The following is a 17,121-nucleotide window of genomic DNA, read 5'->3' on the forward strand; positions in this document are numbered from 1 at the left end:
TATAGACGTTCCAGGAAACACCCGCGGGCCACCACGAGCTTTGATCTATGTCAAGAAAGTGTGCCGCCGATACGCAGGTACACGATGGTCATTCCGCTGCGGCGGGCATTGCCGTCGCAGCTGCCTCCAGGGCCACCGCCGCCGAGGCGACAATGGCAGCGATCCGCACCGCGGTCTGGATCTGCGCCTCGGTGATCCCGGCGTCGCGCAGCACTTTCTCGTGGGAATCGATGCAGCGTCCGCAGCCGTTCATGGCGGAAACCGCGAGCGACCACAGTTCAAAATCCGCCTTGTCCACACCGGGATTGCCGATCACGCTCATGCGGAGCTTTGCGGGCAAGGTTTCATAGGCTTTGTTCGAAGCGAGGTGTGTAAAGCGGTAATAGACGTTGTTCATCGCCATGATGGAAGCGGCCGCCTTGGCAGCATTCATCGCGGCGGGAGACAGAACCGGTGCCGCCTCTGCTTCCAAGGCCTGCGCCACCGCAGCATTGCGCGTGGTGAGCCCGCACGCCACCAGCAGCCCATAGAGCTGCTGGGGCGAGATGGAATCCTCGCGCGTCAGGGCGGACAAGTTCAGCTTCACGTCCTTCGCGAACTCGGGAAGCTCAGCTTTGAGCGCTTCGATGCTCATCGGATCACGCGACCTTCAGCACGTCGCCGCCGACTTCGCGGTTGCAGGGACACAATTCGTCGGTCTGCAGCGCGTCGAGCACCCGCAGCGTGTCCTTGGGATTGCGCCCGACATTGAGGTTGGTGGCGTAGACATGCTGGATCACGTTGTCCGGATCCACCACGAACGTATAGCGGTAAGCCACCCCGTCCGACGAGCGCACGCCAAGCCCGTCCACCAGCGACCCGTTGGTGTCGGCGAACGACCAGATCGGCAGGCGATTGAGATCCTTGTGGTCGCGCCGCCAAGCCAGCTTCACGAACTCATTGTCCGTGGACCCGCCGAGCACGACCGCGTCGCGGTCGGCGAACTCGCCGGAGAGGCGGGCGAATTCCGCGATCTCGGTCGGGCAGACGAAAGTGAAGTCCTTGGGATAGAAGAAGATGATCTTCCACTTGTCGGGAAAGCTCGCCTCGGTGAGGGGCTCGAAGGCGGACTGGCCGTTCTCCTCGTGGAAGTTAAAGCCCGGCTTCACGCCGGTGACAGAAAAGGCGGGAAGGGTGCTGCCGATACCGAGCATGTCCGTCTCCAAAAAACGCCGAAGGGCGAATGCAACGCCGTCTGGAAAGGTTTCAAGCAAGCCATGTGCCATTCGTGTTGCAACGCGAAATGCTTCTGATTCCAATAAGGAGATTTGCGACACACTTGGCCTGTCGGCTTTGCGACACGACACTTGCGAGGACCGGTGTCAGCGAGTGTCGGAAAGCCCACCCGCGCCGCCGGGGATCGGAATCGGGCTTTCTTAACCTTTGTAAATGCAGCGCCCGCAGGATCATGATGCGGCTAAGCTTCGCCACCGCGGCGCCGCGCCCCCGAAGTTGGCACGAATGTCGCTACACGCGGTGCGACACGTCCTTAGGGCAATGAGAACATGCGCAGCGAAACCGAATTCACCCCGTCCGGGCGTGCGCCAGTGGCTGTGGTGCTCGGAACTCATGACGTCGCCTCTGCCGTGGCGCACCGTATGTTCCACGCCGGTTACGGCGTGGTGCTGTCGCGCGATCCCTCCCAGCCGGTGCTGCGGCGAAGCATGTCCTATGATGATGCGCTCGTTACCGGGTTTGCGGAGTTGGAGGGACTTCCCGCCCGTCCAGCCAATACTCTGGTCGAGGTTCTGCGCGGCTTTACGGAGCGCCATGCGGTGATGGTGACCGCCCTGGAGATGGGCGATTTGCTGTGCCTCGGCCTGATCGATGTCCTGGTGGATGCGCGCATGCGCATGCGCAGTCTGAAGGTAGATATCCGCCCGTTTGCTCGCATCACAGTAGGCCTCGGGCCGGGCTTCACCCCCGGGCGGCATGTGGATGTGGCGGTGGAGACGGCACCGGAGGCGATCGGCATTCTGCGGGACGGCACCACGCTCGCCCCCCACGGACGCTCGACCCCACTGGCGGGCGCGGGGCGCGAGCGCTTCGCGCGGGCCCCGACGTCTGGAATTTGGGTATCGAGCGCCGCGATCGGAGACCGCGTGCGGCGGGACGAGGTGATCGGCACCTGCGATGCCGTCCCGGTGACCGCCCCCTTGTCCGGGCATCTGCGCGGGCTGGTGCGCAGCGGCGCCGTGGTTTCTGCCGAGTTGAAGCTTGCGGAAGTTGACCCGAGGCTGGGTGCCGAGCCAAGCTGGCTGGGCATCTCGGAGCGTCCGCGCCGGATTGCCGAAGCGACGCTGGATGCGATCCATACGCTGGAGACCATGGGAGCCGGAGAGATCGGCGAAGTTTCCCATTGATCCCAACGTCGGCGTACCCGGGCGGCTGTTCGGGAAAAGGACCGGAACATGGATGTGGCGTGGCTTCCCGAACGGCTCGATATGCTTCTGGCCGAAGACGTCCCCCACGGCGATTTGACCACCCATCTGCTCGGAATTGGCCGCGTCGGCGCGCAAATGCAATTTCAGATGCGCGCGGCGGGTGTCGTCTGCGGCATTGAGACGGCGGCAGCGTTGATCACCCGCGCGGGGGCCGAGGCGGAGGTGCTTGCCCCCACCGGCTCCCGTGTGGCGGCCGGCGCGGTGCTCCTGCGGGCGCACGGCGGCGCGTCGGCGATCCATCGCGCCTGGAAGGTTTCCCAGACCTTGGTGGAATATCTCTCCGGCATCGCCACGGCGACCGCCGCCATCGTCGATGCGGCACGCGGCGTCGCGCCGGAAATTTCGGTGGTGACGACCCGCAAGACCTTTCCAGGTGCGAAGGCGCCGATGATTGCCGCGATCCGCGCAGGAGGGGCGGAGCCGCATCGGCTCGGTCTGTCGGAAACGCTGCTGGTGTTTCCCGAACACCGCATCTTTCTGGCTGATCCCGCGAGCGCGATTGCGCGTTTGCGACGGGCCGCGCCGGAAAAGAAGGTGGTGGTGGAAGTGGCCTCGGTCGCCGATGCGGCGGTGTACCTGCCAGTGGCGGACGTTCTCCAATGCGAGAAGATGACGCCCGACGACATCGCCAGCGTGGCACGGCTGGTCGCGGCCTCCGGGGTGCGGGTGCTGGTGGCGGCTGCGGGCGGTGTGAACGCCGCGAATGCCGCCGCTTATGCCCGCGCCGGCGCCGACATCCTGGTGACGTCCGCGCCCTATTGGGCGGCCCCGGCGGACGTGAAGGTCACCATCTCCGCTTGCTGATCTTCTGCGATCAGGCGCACCGGGCGCGGCTGTTTCCGCGCGGATCGCACATTCGGGTTCGGGGCGCGACAGGCCTGTCGCGAATGTGCCGAAAGCGTCTGTCCCGGGACCACGCTTCGCGCGTCATCTGGCACAAAGTGCCAAAGAATAGGGCAAAATCAGGTGCTTAATTCGGTGGCACGTGGTTTGCTTTGATGGGTGTGACAGTCTCAATCCACTGGGATAGCCGAGACACACCATGCTCGCGAAGACATCCATATCCGCCAAGATCCCCGAGAGCCGCGCCGGCTTCTTCACCGGCACGAGCGCCACTGCCGTCGCCCGGGACGTGTTCTTGAACGACACGACCTTGAGGGACGGCGAGCAGGCGCCGGGCGTCGCTTTCACCCGCCGGGAAAAGATCGAGATCGCCGAAGCGCTGGCGGCCGCTGGCGTGCCCGAGATCGAGGCCGGAACACCGGCCATGGGCGACGAGGAAATCGAGACCTTGCGGTCCATCGTTTCGCTGAAGCTGCCGACGCGGGTGATGGCCTGGTGCCGCATGAGCGAGGACGATTTGATGGCTGCGGTGGCCTCCGGGGTCAGCATCGTCAATCTGTCCATCCCGACGTCGGATCGCCAGCTTGCGGGCAAGCTCGGCAAGGATCGCGCCTGGGCGCTTGAGACCGTGACCCGCATCGTCTCGCTCGCCAAGACCCTTGGCTTTGAAGTGGCCGTCGGCGGTGAGGATTCCTCGCGCGCGGACCCGGACTTTCTCTGCCGCCTCGCCGAGACCGCGCGCGCCGCCGGCGCCTTCCGTCTGCGTCTGGCCGATACCCTGGGCGTGCTTGATCCGTTTTCCACGTATGCGCTGGTGCGCCGGGTTGCGGCCGCCAGTGACCTTGAACTCGAATTCCATGCCCATGACGACCTCGGCCTTGCAACCGCCAATACGCTGGCGGCCGTGATGGGTGGCGCGCGGCATGCAAGCGTCACTGTCGCCGGCCTCGGTGAGCGGGCGGGAAATGCGGCGCTGGAGGAAGTCGCCATCGCGTTGCGCCAGACGGCGCGGGCGGAAACCGGGATCCTGCCCTCCACCCTCGGTCCGCTGGGCGAGCTCGTCTCCACCGCCGCACGCCGGCCGGTGCCACGGGGCAAGGCGATTATCGGGGCGGATGTGTTCACCCACGAGTCCGGCATCCATGTGTCCGGCCTGCTGAAGGATCGCGCAACCTATGAGGCGCTGAGTCCGGAATTGTTCGGACGCGGCCACCGGGTGGTGCTCGGCAAGCATTCCGGCCTTGCGGCGGTTGAGAAGGCGCTCGCGGACCAGGGTATCGTCGTGGATGTCGCCCGGGGACGGGCGATCCTGGAACGCGTGCGGGCCTTCGCGGTGCGCAGCAAGGCCAATGTCTCGTCCGACATGCTGCTGCGGTTCTACGAGGATACCTTCACCGAAGCCGCCCTGCGGCTGCGCCGATCCACCGTCGGGAGCGCGACATGATCATGGGAACGAGCCGACAGGAATCTCCGGCCACCGTCAGCCGATCCGTGCCCGCCGTACCGCGCGTGCCAGGCCTGTGGCGCCAGATCTGCGATGATGTCGCGTGCGTGAAATCGCGCGATCCGGCCGCCCGCGCCACCCTTGAAATCGTGCTGACCTATCCCGGCGTTCATGCCGTGATCTGGCATCGCTTCGCCCATAAGCTCTGGCAGGGCAGGGGGAAGTTCTTCGCGCGTTTCCTCTCCTGGTTCGCCCGGCTGGTGACCAATGTGGACATCCATCCCGGCGCGCGCATCGGCCAGCGCTTTTTCATCGATCACGGCGCGGGTGTGGTGATCGGCGAGACGGCGGAAGTGGGAGATGACGTGACACTCTACCACGGCGTCACCCTCGGCGGGACCTCCTGGACCGCTGGCAAGCGCCATCCGACGTTGCAAGACGGGGTTCTCGTGGGTGCCGGGGCGAAGATCCTCGGCCCGATCACCGTGGGCGTCGGTGCCCGCGTGGGCGCAAATTCCGTGGTCGTGGAAGACGTGCCGCCCGGCATGACCGTGGTCGGTATCCCAGGGCGGATCGTGAAGCCGCTGTCCGAACGCCGGCGCTTGGGCGACGGGCGGATCGATCTTGAACATCATCTGATGCCGGACCCGGTGGGGGAGGCGGTGGTGTCGCTGCTGGACCGCATCGAGTTCCTGGAAATGCGGCTGAAGCATCATCAGGAAAACGGGCATGTGGCCGGCGCTCGGCCGGATCCCGAGGCTTGCCCTTCGCCCATTGGCTTGGCTCCGCTCGCCGCACAGCAGGACTCGCCGATCCAATAGTGCCGCACGGCTCCTGTTACGGCTTCAGGACGGCCAAGGCGGGGTCGCGCTCCATCCCGAGATTTTGCTCAAGCCGGGGCGCGATGCGGCGGGCTTCCGCCACCAGCGCGGCGGTAATCGGCGTGGTGGGCTCGCGGTGCGGCACCACGAGACCGATGGAATGGGTGATGTCCGGCTCGACGATCGGGATCGAGCGCACGATCGACGTCAACCCGAGCGAATCTGCCAGCATGGCCGGCATGACGCTCGCCCAATGCCCGGTTCGCACATGCGTGAACAGCACGATCATGGAATTGGATTCCAGGGTCGGCTTGGGCATGCCGCTGGTGGCGCTGAGCATGCCGTCAATGATGCGCCGGTTCTGCATGTCCGGCGTCAGCAGACACAAAGGCAACTCGCCGATTTCCGCCCAGGTGACTTGCTCCCGGTCACCATATTTCGCATCCGGCGAAGTCACCAGACGATAACGCTCGCGATAAAGCGGCACGGTATTCACCCGGCCGAGCGGCTCGTTGTCGAGGTAGGTCAGGCCGGCATCGATCTCCAGATTTTCGAGATGGTTCAGGATCTCGATGGAGGTGCGCGAGATGATGGTGAAGCGCACGTCGGGATGACGGGCGCGGAACGGCGTCGTTAGCGCCGCCACCATCGGCAAGGCGGTTGGGATAGCGGCGATGCGCAGCGGGCCGGACAGGCCGCGCTTCAAGGCATCGATATCTTGCCGCATGGCGCGCGAGTCGGCCACGATGCGCCGCGCCCATTCCAGCGTGCGCTCGCCCTCGGGCGTGAACCCCATGAAACGCGAGCCGCGCTGCACCAGCAGCACCCCGAGGGTGTCTTCCAACTGCTTGATGCCCGCCGACAAGGTCGGCTGGGTTACGCCGCAAGCCTCGCCGGCGCGACCGAAATGGCGCTCGCGCGCGAGGGCGATCAGATATTCGAGTTTGTCGATCATGCCGCCGTTTCAACGCTTACGCTGACCTAAGGTCCCGTTCCTTCGCGCGGAATGGCGCCCACCGCAAGCCACAAGCGCGTGGCGCCGCGGCAAAGTCCCCGACACGCCCCGAAACAGTGGAGGACCGACGCCGCAGAACCGATGGAACTGTGTGGTTAATGAGGCGTTCTCATGGCAGTCCTCCATGACAAACGGGAGGACGGTGTGTCTCCGATGGAGTTATGCCATGCGAATGATCGCCCGCGCTCTGCTCATCGTCTGCATGATGGTGACGCTTGTTTCCGCTTCCGCTTTCGTGGTTCTTCCCGAGCTCAATACGCCCGCGCCCAAGCAGCCCTATTACGGGCCGAGTGCGTTCGCCGCGCTGATTGTGCCGCCCGTCCCCCTCGGCTGATGTCTCATTCATCTGGAAGCATCGCCATGCGACCGGCGGCGAAGACACGTATTTCCGCTGCCGCACTGATGCTGTTGGCAGCGAGCACCCTCCCTGCAGCGGCGCAGACGTCAGGTGATTTTTTCGCCGCCTTGTTTGGCGGCATTGTCAGATCGGTGACGCAGCCGCCGCCGCCGTCCATCGTCGTGACGCCGGGGATTGAACCCCGGCGCAGCGAAGGGCGCGGCGTGGCCTATTGCGTGCGCACCTGCGATGGCAGGTACTTCCCTCTCTCGGGTGTCACATCGGACCAGGAAGAAGGGCGCTGCGCCGCGCTCTGCCCTGCGGCGCAGACCACGGTATTTCGTGGCGGCAGTATCGAGCATGCCACCGATCGCGGCGGAAGCTCCTATTCCGATCTTCCCAATGCTTTCCGGTATCGCACCAGGCTCGCCGATTCCTGCTCCTGCACCGGCAACGGGCCGCTCGGCCTGGCTTCGGTGGCGATCGAGGAGGATACCTCCTTGCAGAAGGGCGATATCGTGATGCAGGCGGATGGTCCCCGCATCTTCGCCGGCGCGCGGGGCGGGATACCCTATTCGCCCGCCGCCTTCGTCACGCCGGAGCGCTATCCCAAGATCTCCAGCGATCTTAAGCGGCGGATCGAGGATTTGGTGGTGTCGCGGGATTCCACCGGAAATCCATCCCGCTGACTGTGCCAGCGTAATTGCGGTGTCTTCGCAAACTAGCTTGCGCGCTTGCGCCGCTTGGCTCCAGTGGCTTCCGCGGGTTCGCCGATGCTCTCAACTGAAGGGACGCCGGGCAGTGCCGGCCTTTCCTCATTGGCGGCAGTCACAGCGATGGGAGCCGCGAGGGCAACCACCTGCTCCGCCAAGCCGGTCAAAGTCGTGCGTAGAAGATCGAGGTCGCCGTCACGCTCGATAGAGGCGTCGCGTTCCGCACGCGCCTTGGCAAGCGCGGTTTCCATCATGGAATGGTCCGCCCGCAGCATGTCGAGCGCCTGGGAAAGCCGGGTCTGCTGGGTTTCAGCCGCAGCGAATTCGTTGGCGCGCTGCTGGGCCAGCGCTTGAAGCACGCCGCGGCTGGCCTCCAGATCGGCCGTGCTCGCCGCGATGCGCGTTCTCAAGCTTTCCAGCTCGGCCGCCTGCGCGGAAAGCGTCGCCGCCTGCCCGGAGGCGAGGGTCTCGCTGGCGACGAGGCGCTGCCGCACGTCAGCAAGCGCCGCTTCGAGGCGCATGCGCTCCGCTTCGGCGCTCGCGGCAGCGGCCAAAGCGGCGGTGCGTTCCGCCGCGAGGGTGGTGCTGGTCTCCTCGAACTGCAGGCGGGTCGCCGCGAGATCGGCCTTGAGGCCGGCCCGCTCGGCTTCCAGCGCCGCCACGTCCGCCACCCGCGCCGCCAAAGTGGCTTCGCGCTCGGCTAAGCGGGTTGCAAGGTCGTCCGCGCGCCCGGTGGTGGTGGCGAGCGTCTCGCGGGTTTGCGAGAGATCGGCCTCAGTCCGTGCCAGTGCGGTGGAAGTCTCGGCAAGCTGCGCATTGCGCTCGATCAGCGCCGTTTGTTCGGCATTGAAGCGAGCTTCAAGCGCGCCGTGGGCGACCGAGAGCGCCTCATGCTCGGCGGTCTTCGCAGCAAGGGCTTTTTCAAGCTCCACGGTGCGCTGGCGTTGCCGCTCGATGGTGTGCGCGTGTTCGACCACGCTCTCGCGCACGGCGTCGAGCTGGAGTTCGAGGCGGCGCTGGTTCAGCGCGAAGCCGGCACGCTGCTGATCCTTCTCCGCCTGGATCTCGAACATGGAGATGGGCACCGCCGCTTCGATGCGGCGCGTGGTTAGACGCACCGCGCGATGCCAGACGGCAGGCAGCACCATTAGAGCCACGAGGGTCGCCCCGAGGACGCCCAACGCGAAATACATGATCTGCTCGATCACGCGAAACCTACGCTTTCGACTGCAATGACGTCATACATACGACGCCACAGCCCTTCGTGCCAGCGGGGGGAGCAGGCAGCGCGATCAGAATGGGTTCCAGGTGGCCTGCGGTGTGAACTTGAGATAGCCGACATTCGCGCCGAGACGTACCCCGACACCGGAACGAATGGGCACCACCACGATGTTGTCGGCGGTCAGCGCGGTCATGCCGAAGCCGGCGACGAAATAGGCGGAACCGGAAATGCCGCCGAAGCGCCGGAAGACGTCGTCCACAGTCCGCAGATTATAGACCAGAATCATGGTTCGCGCGCCGTCGCCGCCGAAATCCCAGCCGATGGACGGACCCTGCCAGAACACTTTCATGTCACCCGCGTTGCGGGTGTAGAGCGTGCCCTCGCCATAGCGCAGGCCGCCGACGAAGGCGCCGCCGCCTTCCTGGCCGAGGATATAGCCGTTCGGCTGGCCCCATTGGCCCACGGCCTTCTCGATGGAGAGCGCCAGACCGCGCGACACGCTGCCGAAGAACGAATGGCCCTTGCTCACCAATTCGTTGGTTGAATAGGGCGCGGGCTGGGAGTTGGGTTGGGCATAGCGGTTCTGGGCCGCATACTGCTGCTGCGGCTGGCCCTGGACATATTGCGGCGCCGCTTGCGGCTGCTGCGCATATTGTGCGGAAGCGGTTCCCGCGAAGCCGGCGCAGAGCGCGGACGCAGCGGCGAAGCGGAAGAAGGCGGATCGCAGAGCGGTCATGAAGGTCTCGCGCTGGGCTTTCGAGGATCGCCGCGAATCGGCAGCTTAGGTTCGCCGATGACTGTGACGCAGAAAAGGCGCGAGGCAAGGCATTCAACCCTTTAAGTCGAGCCGGAGAAACACCGGGTCGGCCCGGAGGAGCCCCGCAAATGCAGGATTTCCGCCTCGGCCTGTTCCAAAGCCGGCTTGTGGCCGGCAAACGCGCGGGGTATCAGACCGCACTCGCTCTCGCGGGCATTGCCGGCTTCGCCCTCGCGGGTGGATCGGCCGGTCTCGCCGTCTACGGATCTGCCATGTCCCTTTCCGACGCCCCCGTGAAGCTTGCCGTCTCTGCCCTCGATCTCGCAGCCCTGCTGTGCTCGCGGGTCTGCCACGATGTGATCAGCCCGGTGGGGGCCATCGTGAACGGCCTTGAGGTGCTGGAAGACGAAGACGCGGCCGATATGCGCGAGGTCGCGCTCGACCTGATCGCCAAGAGCGCGCGTCAGGCTTCCGCTCGCTTGCAATTCACCCGGCTCGCCTTCGGCGCCGCCGGTTCCGCCGGCGCCACCATCGATCTCAGCGACGCCGACCAGGTGGTGCGGGGTATGATGGAGGACAGCCGCACCAAGATCGAATGGACGTTGCCCCGCGAGTTCCAGCCCAAGAACCGGGTGAAGCTGCTGCTCAATCTGGTGCTTTTGGCCGGCACGACAATTCCCCGTGGCGGCCTGATCAAGGTGGATGCGGCACAAGGCGGGGTCGGGCAGGGATTTGTCATCACCACCAACGGCGTGAGCGCCCGCATCCCCCAGTCGGTTCAAGCTCTGATCGCAGGCGGCATCCCCGACGGCGGCCTCGATGCCCATGCCATCCAGCCCTATTATGCCGGCTTGCTCGCGCGCGATTGCGGCATCGAAGTGAGCTTCGCCATCGATGGGGAAACTGTTGTGTTGAGCGCTCTCGCGAGCTGATGCGGAGACTGCCGGCCCGTTTCATGCGGAAGTCTGAGGACAGCGCGCCCTTGTTTTTCGGCCCTGTGGGCCCATCTCTCTCAGCGCCGGTGGGGGCGCATGTCTGCCGGCGCAGCTGACACGTCGCGGGCTTCCTTAGGGCGTCCGCACCCAAGGAGCGCACGTTTCATGCCCCCTCTTTCCATTCTCGATCTCGCCCCGGTTCCCGAGGGCGGAACACCGGCCGACGCTTTGGCCCGGTCCCTTGATCTGGCGCGCCACGCGGAAAAACTGGGCTACACCCGGTTCTGGCTCGCCGAGCACCACAATATGATCGGCATCGCCAGTGCGGCGACCTCTGTTGTCATTGCCCATGTGGCCGGCGGCACCAAGACCATCCGCGTGGGGGCCGGCGGCATCATGCTGCCCAATCATTCGCCGCTGGTGATCGCCGAGCAGTTCGGCACGCTCGCGACGCTCTTTCCCGGCCGCATCGACCTGGGGCTTGGCCGTGCGCCGGGGACTGATCAGCGCACGCTTCGCGCCCTGCATCGCGATCCCGCCTCTTCCGATCGCTTCCCTCAGGATGTCCTGGAATTGCAGGCGCTGCTCGGTCCGGCGCGCCCCGACCAGACGATCCGCGCGGTGCCGGGCACCGGCACCAATGTGCCGCTCTGGATTCTCGGCTCCAGCCTGTTCGGCGCCCAGCTCGCTGCCATGCTCGGCCTGCCCTACGCCTTCGCCTCCCATTTTGCGCCGGATGCGGTGCTCCAGGCCCTGGACGTTTATCGCGAGCGGTTCGAGCCTTCCGCGCAACTGGCCAAGCCGCACGCCATGGTGGGGGTGAACGTGATTGCCGCCGAGACCGATGCGGAGGCAAAGCGCTTGTTCACCTCGGCCCAGCAAGCCTTCACCAACATGTTCCGCGGCACCCGCGGCCTGCTGCCCCGGCCGATCGACGATATCGAGGCCTATTGGTCACCCACGGAAAAGATTCAGGCGTCCGGCATGTTGGCGTGCTCGGTGGTCGGCGGCCCCGCCACAATCCGTGCCGGACTGGATCGGCTGGCGGAGCAGACAAAGGCCGACGAATTCATGGTTGCAGCCGCGATCCACGACCATGATGCGCGCCTGCGCAGCTATGAGATTCTCGCCGATGTCGGCGCCATCTCGCCTGCGGTGCCGGCTTTGGCTTGAGGCCCGCGCCAGGCTGTGGGACGCTGGCGCACACGCCGGGCGAAACGCTTGTTTTTGAATGGAGCGGGTCATGAATGACGAACCTTCGCCTTCCCCCGCAGATGCCTCCTCCAGCGATGCGGGAGCGGCGGAAACCAAGCTCACACGGACCAAGCAGCGTTGGGCCAAGGAAGGGCGGTTCCTGACCGGGCGGATCTCCCGACCCGAGGCGGACCGCCTGCCGCCCGGCCAGCACCTGGTGAAGGACTGGCCGGTGCTCGACCTCGGCATGCAGCCCTTCGTCTCGCCCATGTCCTGGCGGCTCGATGTGGATGGGCTGGTTGAAAACCCGCTGTCCTGGGACTGGAGCGCCTTCCGCGCTCAGCCGCAGACCCATGAGGTGACCGATATCCACTGCGTCACCACGTGGTCGCGCTATGAGAATGGCTGGGATGGGGTATCCACCCGCGATCTATTGGCCATGGTCGAGCCGAAGCCCGAGGCGCATTTCGTTCTGCTCTACAGTTATGATGGCTATACCACCAATCTGCCGCTGGAGGACTTCGCCGCGCCCGACGCCATCCTTGCCCATAGCTGGCAGGGAGAGGCGCTGACCCGCGAGCATGGCGGCCCCATGCGCCTGGTGGTGCCGCATCTGTATTTCTGGAAGAGCGCCAAGTGGTTGAAGCGGATCGAGTTCATCTCGGCGGATAAGCTCGGCTTCTGGGAAGAGCGCGGCTATCACGAGCGCGGCGATCCCTGGAAGGAACAGCGTTATTCCGAAGAATAAGGGGCGCGGTGCGCACTCAACTCAGAGTTGGCGGCAAGTTCAGTTGGGCGGCAAGTTCAGAGCAGCGAGAGGTTCAGATGGGTGGGAGGTGCAGCCATCTTGCCAGCGCCGTCAGCACGATATCCACCGAAAGGGCGGCGAGCACCAGCCCCATGATGCGGCGGATCAGGTTCGCGCCTGAACGGCCGATGAGCTTGAGCACATAATCCCCGAGGAAGAACAGCACCGCCAAGAGGCCCATGAGCAAAGCCAGCACGCTGACCGTCACGGCCTGATGTTCAAACATGCCGCGGTTATTGTCGGCGAGGATGACCACGGAGAGGATCGCACCCGGCCCGGCGATGATCGGGATCGCAAGCGGGTAGACGGCAAGCGAGGCTATGTTCTTGTCGGAGTCGATTTCCAGCGCCGGCGCGGCGTGGGGATCGGAAAAGATCATGCTGGTTGCGAAGATGAACAGGATGAGGCCGCCCGCGATCTGAAACGACAGAACCGAGACGTGCATGGCGTCCAGCAGCGCCCGGCCCGCGATGGCGAAGAAGACCAAAATCAGGAAAGCAAAGAAGCAGCTCAGAAGCGCGGTCTTGCGACGCTGTATGGGGGGCATCTCCGCCGTGGTCGCAACGAACATCGATAGGTGGCTTATCGGTTCCAGCACGGCCCAGAGTGTTACGAACTGGGTCAAGAACAGATCGTAATCCTCAAGCATACTATCCGCCCCATGTATCAATCGGGCGAAAGTGCAATAATTCACGCGCCAGCGCCACTCATCTGTGGGCTCTTCGCGTCAGCGGCGGGGTCGGCGTTGGGCACAACCATGAGGAAGAAGCCATGAAGTGGGTCGTCTGGGTCGGTAGTGTCCGCAAGGGTTCCTACAACGCGGCGATCGCCCGTGCGTTGCAATCATTGGCTCCGGCAGGTGTCGAGGTGGAGCTTTTGCCCTCTGTCGCGGAGCTTCCCATCTATGATGCGGACCTTCAGGCGGTGGGCTTTCCCGCCGCCGTCACCGCGCTCGGCGCCATGCTGAAAGGCGCCGACGGGCTGGTGATCGTGACGCCGGAATATAATTATTCCGTGCCCGGCGGGCTTAAGAACGCCATCGACTGGGTGTCGCGCCTGCCCGATAAGCCATTGAAGGAAAAGCCTGTTCTCATCCAGTCCGCGTCCATGGGGGTGTTCGGCGGGGCGCGGGCGCAATATCATCTGCGCCAGATCCTGGTGTTCCTGGACGCGTTCGTGATGAACGTGCCGGAGGTGATGGTCGGTCAGGCGCAGACCAAGGTGAATGAGGCGGGAGAGCTTTCCGATGCGGGAACGCGCGACTTCATCGGTGGCCAGCTGAAGGCGTTCGAGGCTTATGTCCGGCGGGTGGCGCCCTGATCCACCAGGGCGCTCAGGCGCCCTGGTATTCCGCCCAAGACATTGGCGTTTCAAATACTTTTACCGCAAACAGTGCGGGCAGGGCGGGCTTGGCGCGCTCCCAGATCCACACCGCGATATGCTCTGCCGTCGGGTTCTCCAGCCCTTCGATCTCGTTCAGGCAATAATGGTCCAACCGCTTGAGAAGCGGAGCAAAAGCGGCTTCGACGTCGAAGAAGTCGACGACGAAGCCGCTATGGGGATCCACCGGCCCGTCCAGCACCAGCTCGACCCGGTAGGAATGGCCGTGCATGCGGAAGCAGCGGTGGGTCTGCGGCACGTTCGGCAGGCGATGGGCGGCTTCGAAGGTGAAGGCCTGGGTGATCTTCATGGCATATGCTCGGTGAAAACTTAAGGGATTCCAACCATCTTGTGGGTCTGGACGCTGAGGCGCCAGCGCGGATGGTCGAGGCAATAGGCGACCGCGGCGGCGGTGTTCTCCACCCGTCGGGGGCCATCCATGGGTTGCAGGAAGAAATGGGCGAAATCCAGCCCGGCCAAGCTATCCGGCACAATTTCAGGTTGTGGATAGACCAGCTTCAGCTCCTGCCCGTGCTTCAGCACCAGATCGGCGCCGGCTTTCGGGCTGACGCAGATCCAATCGATTCCATCCGGCGGTTCCAGCGTGCCGTTGGTTTCGATGGCGATTTCGAAGCCGCGCGCGTGGGTCGCCGCCACGAGATCTGAATCCAGTTGCAGCAAGGGCTCACCGCCGGTGAACACCACATAGCGCCGCGCCGGGTCGGCACCGCCCCAGACCCGGACCAGCGCGTCCGCGAGTGCCTCCGCATCGGCAAACCGGCCCCCGCCATCCCCGTCCATGCCGACGAAATCGGTATCGCAGAACCGGCATACGGCGGTACTGCGATCCGCCTCCCGCCCCGACCAGAGGTTGCATCCGGCAAAACGGCAGAACACGGCCGCGCGGCCCGCCTGGGCGCCCTCGCCCTGGAGGGTCTTGAACATTTCCTTCACCGCATAGGACATGGGCGGCCTCTTAGCGGATTTTTCCGGGAAAGGGCAGGGGCCGGATTTTCGAAGATGAACAGGCCGGTCATTGGCATGTTCGCGTATCTTTCGCGGCATGTTCGGCGAAATTCCGCAGGACGTTCGCATGCGCCTTCGCAAACTCGGTTTGCGCCGACGCGGCTCGCCTCCCGACGGGCGGCCCCTTAAGTAAATGGCCACGGACCCGGCGCCGAAACGTCGGGTCGCAACCCCATCATGGCGGCAGGAGCCGCCCTCGGGAGACGGCCATGCAGCTCACCGGCATCCATCACCTCACCGCCATCACCGCCGATGCTCCGTATAATCATGATTTCTACACCAATACGCTGGGCATGCGGCTGGTGAAGAAGACCGTGAACCAGGACGATACCTCGGCCTATCACCTCTTCTATGCCGATGGGGAAGCCAACCCGGGCACCGACCTCACCTTCTTCGACTGGCCGGTGACGCCCGAAAAGCGCGGCACCAATGCGGTGGTGCGCACCGGCCTTCGGGTGCGCGATGCGGCGGCGCTCGACTATTGGGCGCAGCGCCTGTCCGATCTCGGCGTGGCCACGACCCCGATCGCCGAGCGGGACGGGCGGGCGACGCTGGACTTTCAGGATCGCGAGGGCCAGCGCCTCAGCCTCATCGTCGATGGCGGGCATGGTCCCGGCACGGCCTGGGCACGCAGCCCGGTTCCCGCCTCCCAGCAGATCCGTGGGCTTGGCCCCATCACCCTCTCGGTGCCGGACCTTGCTCCGACCGATGCCGTGCTCACCCATGTGATGGGCATGCGCAAGGCCAGGAGCTTTGCGGGGGCGGATGGGGTGGAGACCTTCGTCTACGAGATGGGCGAGGGCGGACCGGCGGCCGAAGTGCAGGTGCGGGTGGACAAGGGCATGGGCCCGGCGCGGCAAGGGGCGGGGGCGGTGCATCACGTGGCGTTCCGCGTGCCGACCTTCGCCGAATACGACGCCTGGGCGGCGCGGCTGCGCGAGGTCGGCGTGCCGTCCTCGGGGCCTGTGGATCGCTTCTATTTCCGCAGCCTGTATTTCCGCGAGCCCAACGGCATCCTGTTCGAACTGGCCACCGACGAACCCGGCTTCACGGCCGACGAGCCTTTGGCCACCTTGGGCGAAAAGCTCTCGCTCCCGCCCTTTCTGGAGGCGCGCCGGGCGCAGATCGAGGCCGGGCTGAAGCCGCTTGCGGCGTGAGGCTTGAGGGGCTCCCCCCTCACCCGCCCGCTGCGCGGTCGACCTCTCCTGTGGGGGAGAGGTGAGGCGTGTTGGAAAATAAACCCCCTCTCCCCGCCGGGGAGAGGGCCGGGGTGAGGGGGCAAGAGGCGCCTTTTCACCTGAGCACCCCGATCCGCGCGACGCGGTCTTGCGCAGCGCCCTTCCCCTCGGCGAAACTGAGGCGGGACAGGGGCTTTGGGGATATGACCTCTCTCGTCACACGCGCCAGAGGCTTGCGCAATGAACAGACCTCCGCCGAAGCGGTGATGTGGCGCCTGTTGCGGGGGCGGCGGTTCGTGGGCTGGAAGTTTCGCAGGCAGCATCCCATCGGCCCGTTCGTGGTCGACTTCATCTGCCTCGCCGCATCGCGCTGGTGGTGGAGGTGGACGGCGTCACCCACGATGGCCTTTCGGAGTGCGACCGCGATGGCCGGCGCACGGCGTATCTGCATGCGTGCAGGTTCAGAGTCGTGCGCGTCTCGAACCAGGATGTGTATGACAATCTGGACGGGGTCGCCGAGATGATCCGGCTGGAGCTGGAATTGCCGTTCCGCTGAGCCCCCCTCACCCGCCCGCTGCGCGGTCGACCTCTCCCCCTCGGGGAGAGGTGAAGTGCCGGCGCCTGCTCTCCTTAAGGGAGGGGTGAGGCGGGCAGAAAGATCCCCCCTCTCCCCGCCGGGGAGAGGGTCGGGGTGAGGGGCGCGCGAGCGGTGGGTTTTGTGCGGGATGCCTTTCCCCTCACCCGTCCGCTGCGCGGCCGATCTCTCCCCGTCGGGGAGAGGTGAAGCGCCGGGCCTGCTCTCCTTAGGGAGAGGTAACGCGCAGGAGAAAGACCTCCCTCTCCCCCACGGGGAGAGGGTCGGGGTGAGGGGGCCAGCACGTGCGATCGCAAGAGGAGGAAAGCCTCCCCCTCCAGGGGATCACGGGGACGGTGCCTGCTGCGCCCTGCCAACCCGGCCCGCCCGC

At 65.4% G+C, this 17,121-nt stretch carries 20 protein-coding genes; 12 read left to right on the plus strand and 8 right to left on the minus strand.

The annotated features are described in order from the left end of the window. Window positions 1–88 precede the first annotated feature (88 nt). Both V5F77_RS03435 and V5F77_RS03440 read right to left on the minus strand, forming a co-directional pair. Complete coding sequence (locus tag V5F77_RS03435; RefSeq protein ID WP_429003918.1) at window positions 89–634, minus strand: carboxymuconolactone decarboxylase family protein; 546 nt, start codon at window positions 632–634, stop codon at window positions 89–91. 4 nt (window positions 635–638) lie between these two features. Then, window positions 639–1,193 carry a peroxiredoxin gene (locus tag V5F77_RS03440; protein ID WP_429003919.1) on the minus strand — a complete coding sequence of 185 codons (555 nt, stop codon included), beginning with the start codon at window positions 1,191–1,193 and terminating at the stop codon, window positions 639–641. Between the two features lie 351 nt (window positions 1,194–1,544). Here V5F77_RS03440 and V5F77_RS03445 point away from each other — a divergent pair, with 351 nt between their 5' ends. The 4 genes from V5F77_RS03445 (at window position 1,545) to cysE (ending at window position 5,591) form a co-directional block, all read left to right on the plus strand. Next, window positions 1,545–2,402 (plus strand): hypothetical protein, encoded by an 858-nt coding sequence (locus V5F77_RS03445; protein ID WP_429003920.1) that lies wholly within the window; start codon window positions 1,545–1,547, stop codon window positions 2,400–2,402. Window positions 2,403–2,450: 48 nt separating this feature from the next. Then, a complete protein-coding gene (modD, locus tag V5F77_RS03450; protein WP_429003921.1) occupies window positions 2,451–3,287 on the plus strand; it encodes a ModD protein in 837 nt (278 codons plus the stop codon). A gap of 238 nt (window positions 3,288–3,525) precedes the next feature. Then, complete coding sequence (gene nifV / locus V5F77_RS03455) at window positions 3,526–4,770, plus strand: homocitrate synthase (protein WP_429003922.1); 1,245 nt, start codon at window positions 3,526–3,528, stop codon at window positions 4,768–4,770. Further along, window positions 4,767–5,591, plus strand: coding sequence for a serine O-acetyltransferase (gene cysE / locus V5F77_RS03460; RefSeq protein WP_429003923.1), 825 nt, complete (start codon window positions 4,767–4,769; stop codon window positions 5,589–5,591). Before nifV ends, cysE begins: the two co-directional genes overlap by 4 nt. Before the next feature lie 16 nt (window positions 5,592–5,607). On the opposite strand, the gene V5F77_RS03465 is transcribed toward cysE, so the two are convergent. Continuing rightward, window positions 5,608–6,546, minus strand: coding sequence for a LysR family transcriptional regulator (locus V5F77_RS03465; protein WP_429003924.1), 939 nt, complete (start codon window positions 6,544–6,546; stop codon window positions 5,608–5,610). 226 nt (window positions 6,547–6,772) lie between these two features. On the opposite strand from V5F77_RS03465, the gene V5F77_RS03470 reads away from it, so the two are divergent. Beyond that, window positions 6,773–6,940, plus strand: coding sequence for a hypothetical protein (locus V5F77_RS03470; protein WP_429003925.1), 168 nt, complete (start codon window positions 6,773–6,775; stop codon window positions 6,938–6,940). 26 nt (window positions 6,941–6,966) lie between these two features. Beyond that, the gene (locus V5F77_RS03475) at window positions 6,967–7,632 is read left to right on the plus strand and encodes a DUF2865 domain-containing protein (protein WP_429003926.1); all 666 of its coding nucleotides are present in this window, start codon (window positions 6,967–6,969) and stop codon (window positions 7,630–7,632) included. A gap of 32 nt (window positions 7,633–7,664) precedes the next feature. On the opposite strand, the gene V5F77_RS03480 is transcribed toward V5F77_RS03475, so the two are convergent. Both V5F77_RS03480 and V5F77_RS03485 read right to left on the minus strand, forming a co-directional pair. Further along, window positions 7,665–8,849, minus strand: a complete 1,185-nt coding sequence (locus tag V5F77_RS03480; protein WP_429003927.1) for a hypothetical protein — start codon at window positions 8,847–8,849, stop codon at window positions 7,665–7,667. 99 nt (window positions 8,850–8,948) lie between these two features. Beyond that, on the minus strand, window positions 8,949–9,614 hold the full coding sequence (locus V5F77_RS03485; protein WP_429003928.1) for a DUF1134 domain-containing protein: 666 nt from the start codon (window positions 9,612–9,614) through the stop codon (window positions 8,949–8,951). A 293-nt stretch (window positions 9,615–9,907) separates the two neighbouring features. On the opposite strand from V5F77_RS03485, the gene chpT reads away from it, so the two are divergent. The 3 genes from chpT to V5F77_RS03500 all read left to right on the plus strand — a co-directional run bounded on the left by chpT (window position 9,908) and on the right by V5F77_RS03500 (window position 12,512). Further along, entirely contained in the window at window positions 9,908–10,567 is a 660-nt protein-coding gene (gene chpT / locus V5F77_RS03490) for a histidine phosphotransferase ChpT (RefSeq protein ID WP_429004038.1), read from the plus strand. Between the two features lie 168 nt (window positions 10,568–10,735). After that, entirely contained in the window at window positions 10,736–11,743 is a 1,008-nt protein-coding gene (locus V5F77_RS03495) for an LLM class flavin-dependent oxidoreductase (RefSeq protein ID WP_429003929.1), read from the plus strand. A 70-nt stretch (window positions 11,744–11,813) separates the two neighbouring features. After that, window positions 11,814–12,512, plus strand: coding sequence for a sulfite oxidase-like oxidoreductase (locus V5F77_RS03500; RefSeq protein ID WP_429003930.1), 699 nt, complete (start codon window positions 11,814–11,816; stop codon window positions 12,510–12,512). Window positions 12,513–12,585: 73 nt separating this feature from the next. Here V5F77_RS03500 and V5F77_RS03505 read toward each other — a convergent pair whose 3' ends face one another. Next, a complete protein-coding gene (locus V5F77_RS03505) occupies window positions 12,586–13,221 on the minus strand; it encodes a MarC family protein (protein WP_429003931.1) in 636 nt (211 codons plus the stop codon). A gap of 122 nt (window positions 13,222–13,343) precedes the next feature. Between V5F77_RS03505 and V5F77_RS03510 the strand changes: the two genes are divergently transcribed. Beyond that, window positions 13,344–13,892, plus strand: coding sequence for an NADPH-dependent FMN reductase (locus V5F77_RS03510; RefSeq protein ID WP_429003932.1), 549 nt, complete (start codon window positions 13,344–13,346; stop codon window positions 13,890–13,892). A gap of 13 nt (window positions 13,893–13,905) precedes the next feature. Here V5F77_RS03510 and queD read toward each other — a convergent pair whose 3' ends face one another. Beyond that, a complete protein-coding gene (gene queD / locus V5F77_RS03515; RefSeq protein WP_429003933.1) occupies window positions 13,906–14,262 on the minus strand; it encodes a 6-carboxytetrahydropterin synthase QueD in 357 nt (118 codons plus the stop codon). A 20-nt stretch (window positions 14,263–14,282) separates the two neighbouring features. Next, window positions 14,283–14,918: a 7-carboxy-7-deazaguanine synthase gene (gene queE / locus V5F77_RS03520; protein WP_429003934.1), complete on the minus strand. Its 636-nt coding sequence runs from the start codon at window positions 14,916–14,918 to the stop codon at window positions 14,283–14,285. Between the two features lie 269 nt (window positions 14,919–15,187). Here queE and V5F77_RS03525 point away from each other — a divergent pair, with 269 nt between their 5' ends. Together V5F77_RS03525 and V5F77_RS03530 are read left to right on the plus strand one after the other, a co-directional pair. After that, window positions 15,188–16,135 (plus strand): ring-cleaving dioxygenase, encoded by a 948-nt coding sequence (locus tag V5F77_RS03525; RefSeq protein WP_429003935.1) that lies wholly within the window; start codon window positions 15,188–15,190, stop codon window positions 16,133–16,135. 403 nt (window positions 16,136–16,538) lie between these two features. Then, window positions 16,539–16,712, plus strand: coding sequence for a DUF559 domain-containing protein (locus V5F77_RS03530; RefSeq protein ID WP_429003936.1), 174 nt, complete (start codon window positions 16,539–16,541; stop codon window positions 16,710–16,712). The last annotated feature ends 409 nt before the right edge of the window (window positions 16,713–17,121 follow it).

The organism is Roseixanthobacter psychrophilus (assembly GCF_043195195.1).
GTDB lineage: Bacteria > Pseudomonadota > Alphaproteobacteria > Rhizobiales > Xanthobacteraceae > NCEH01.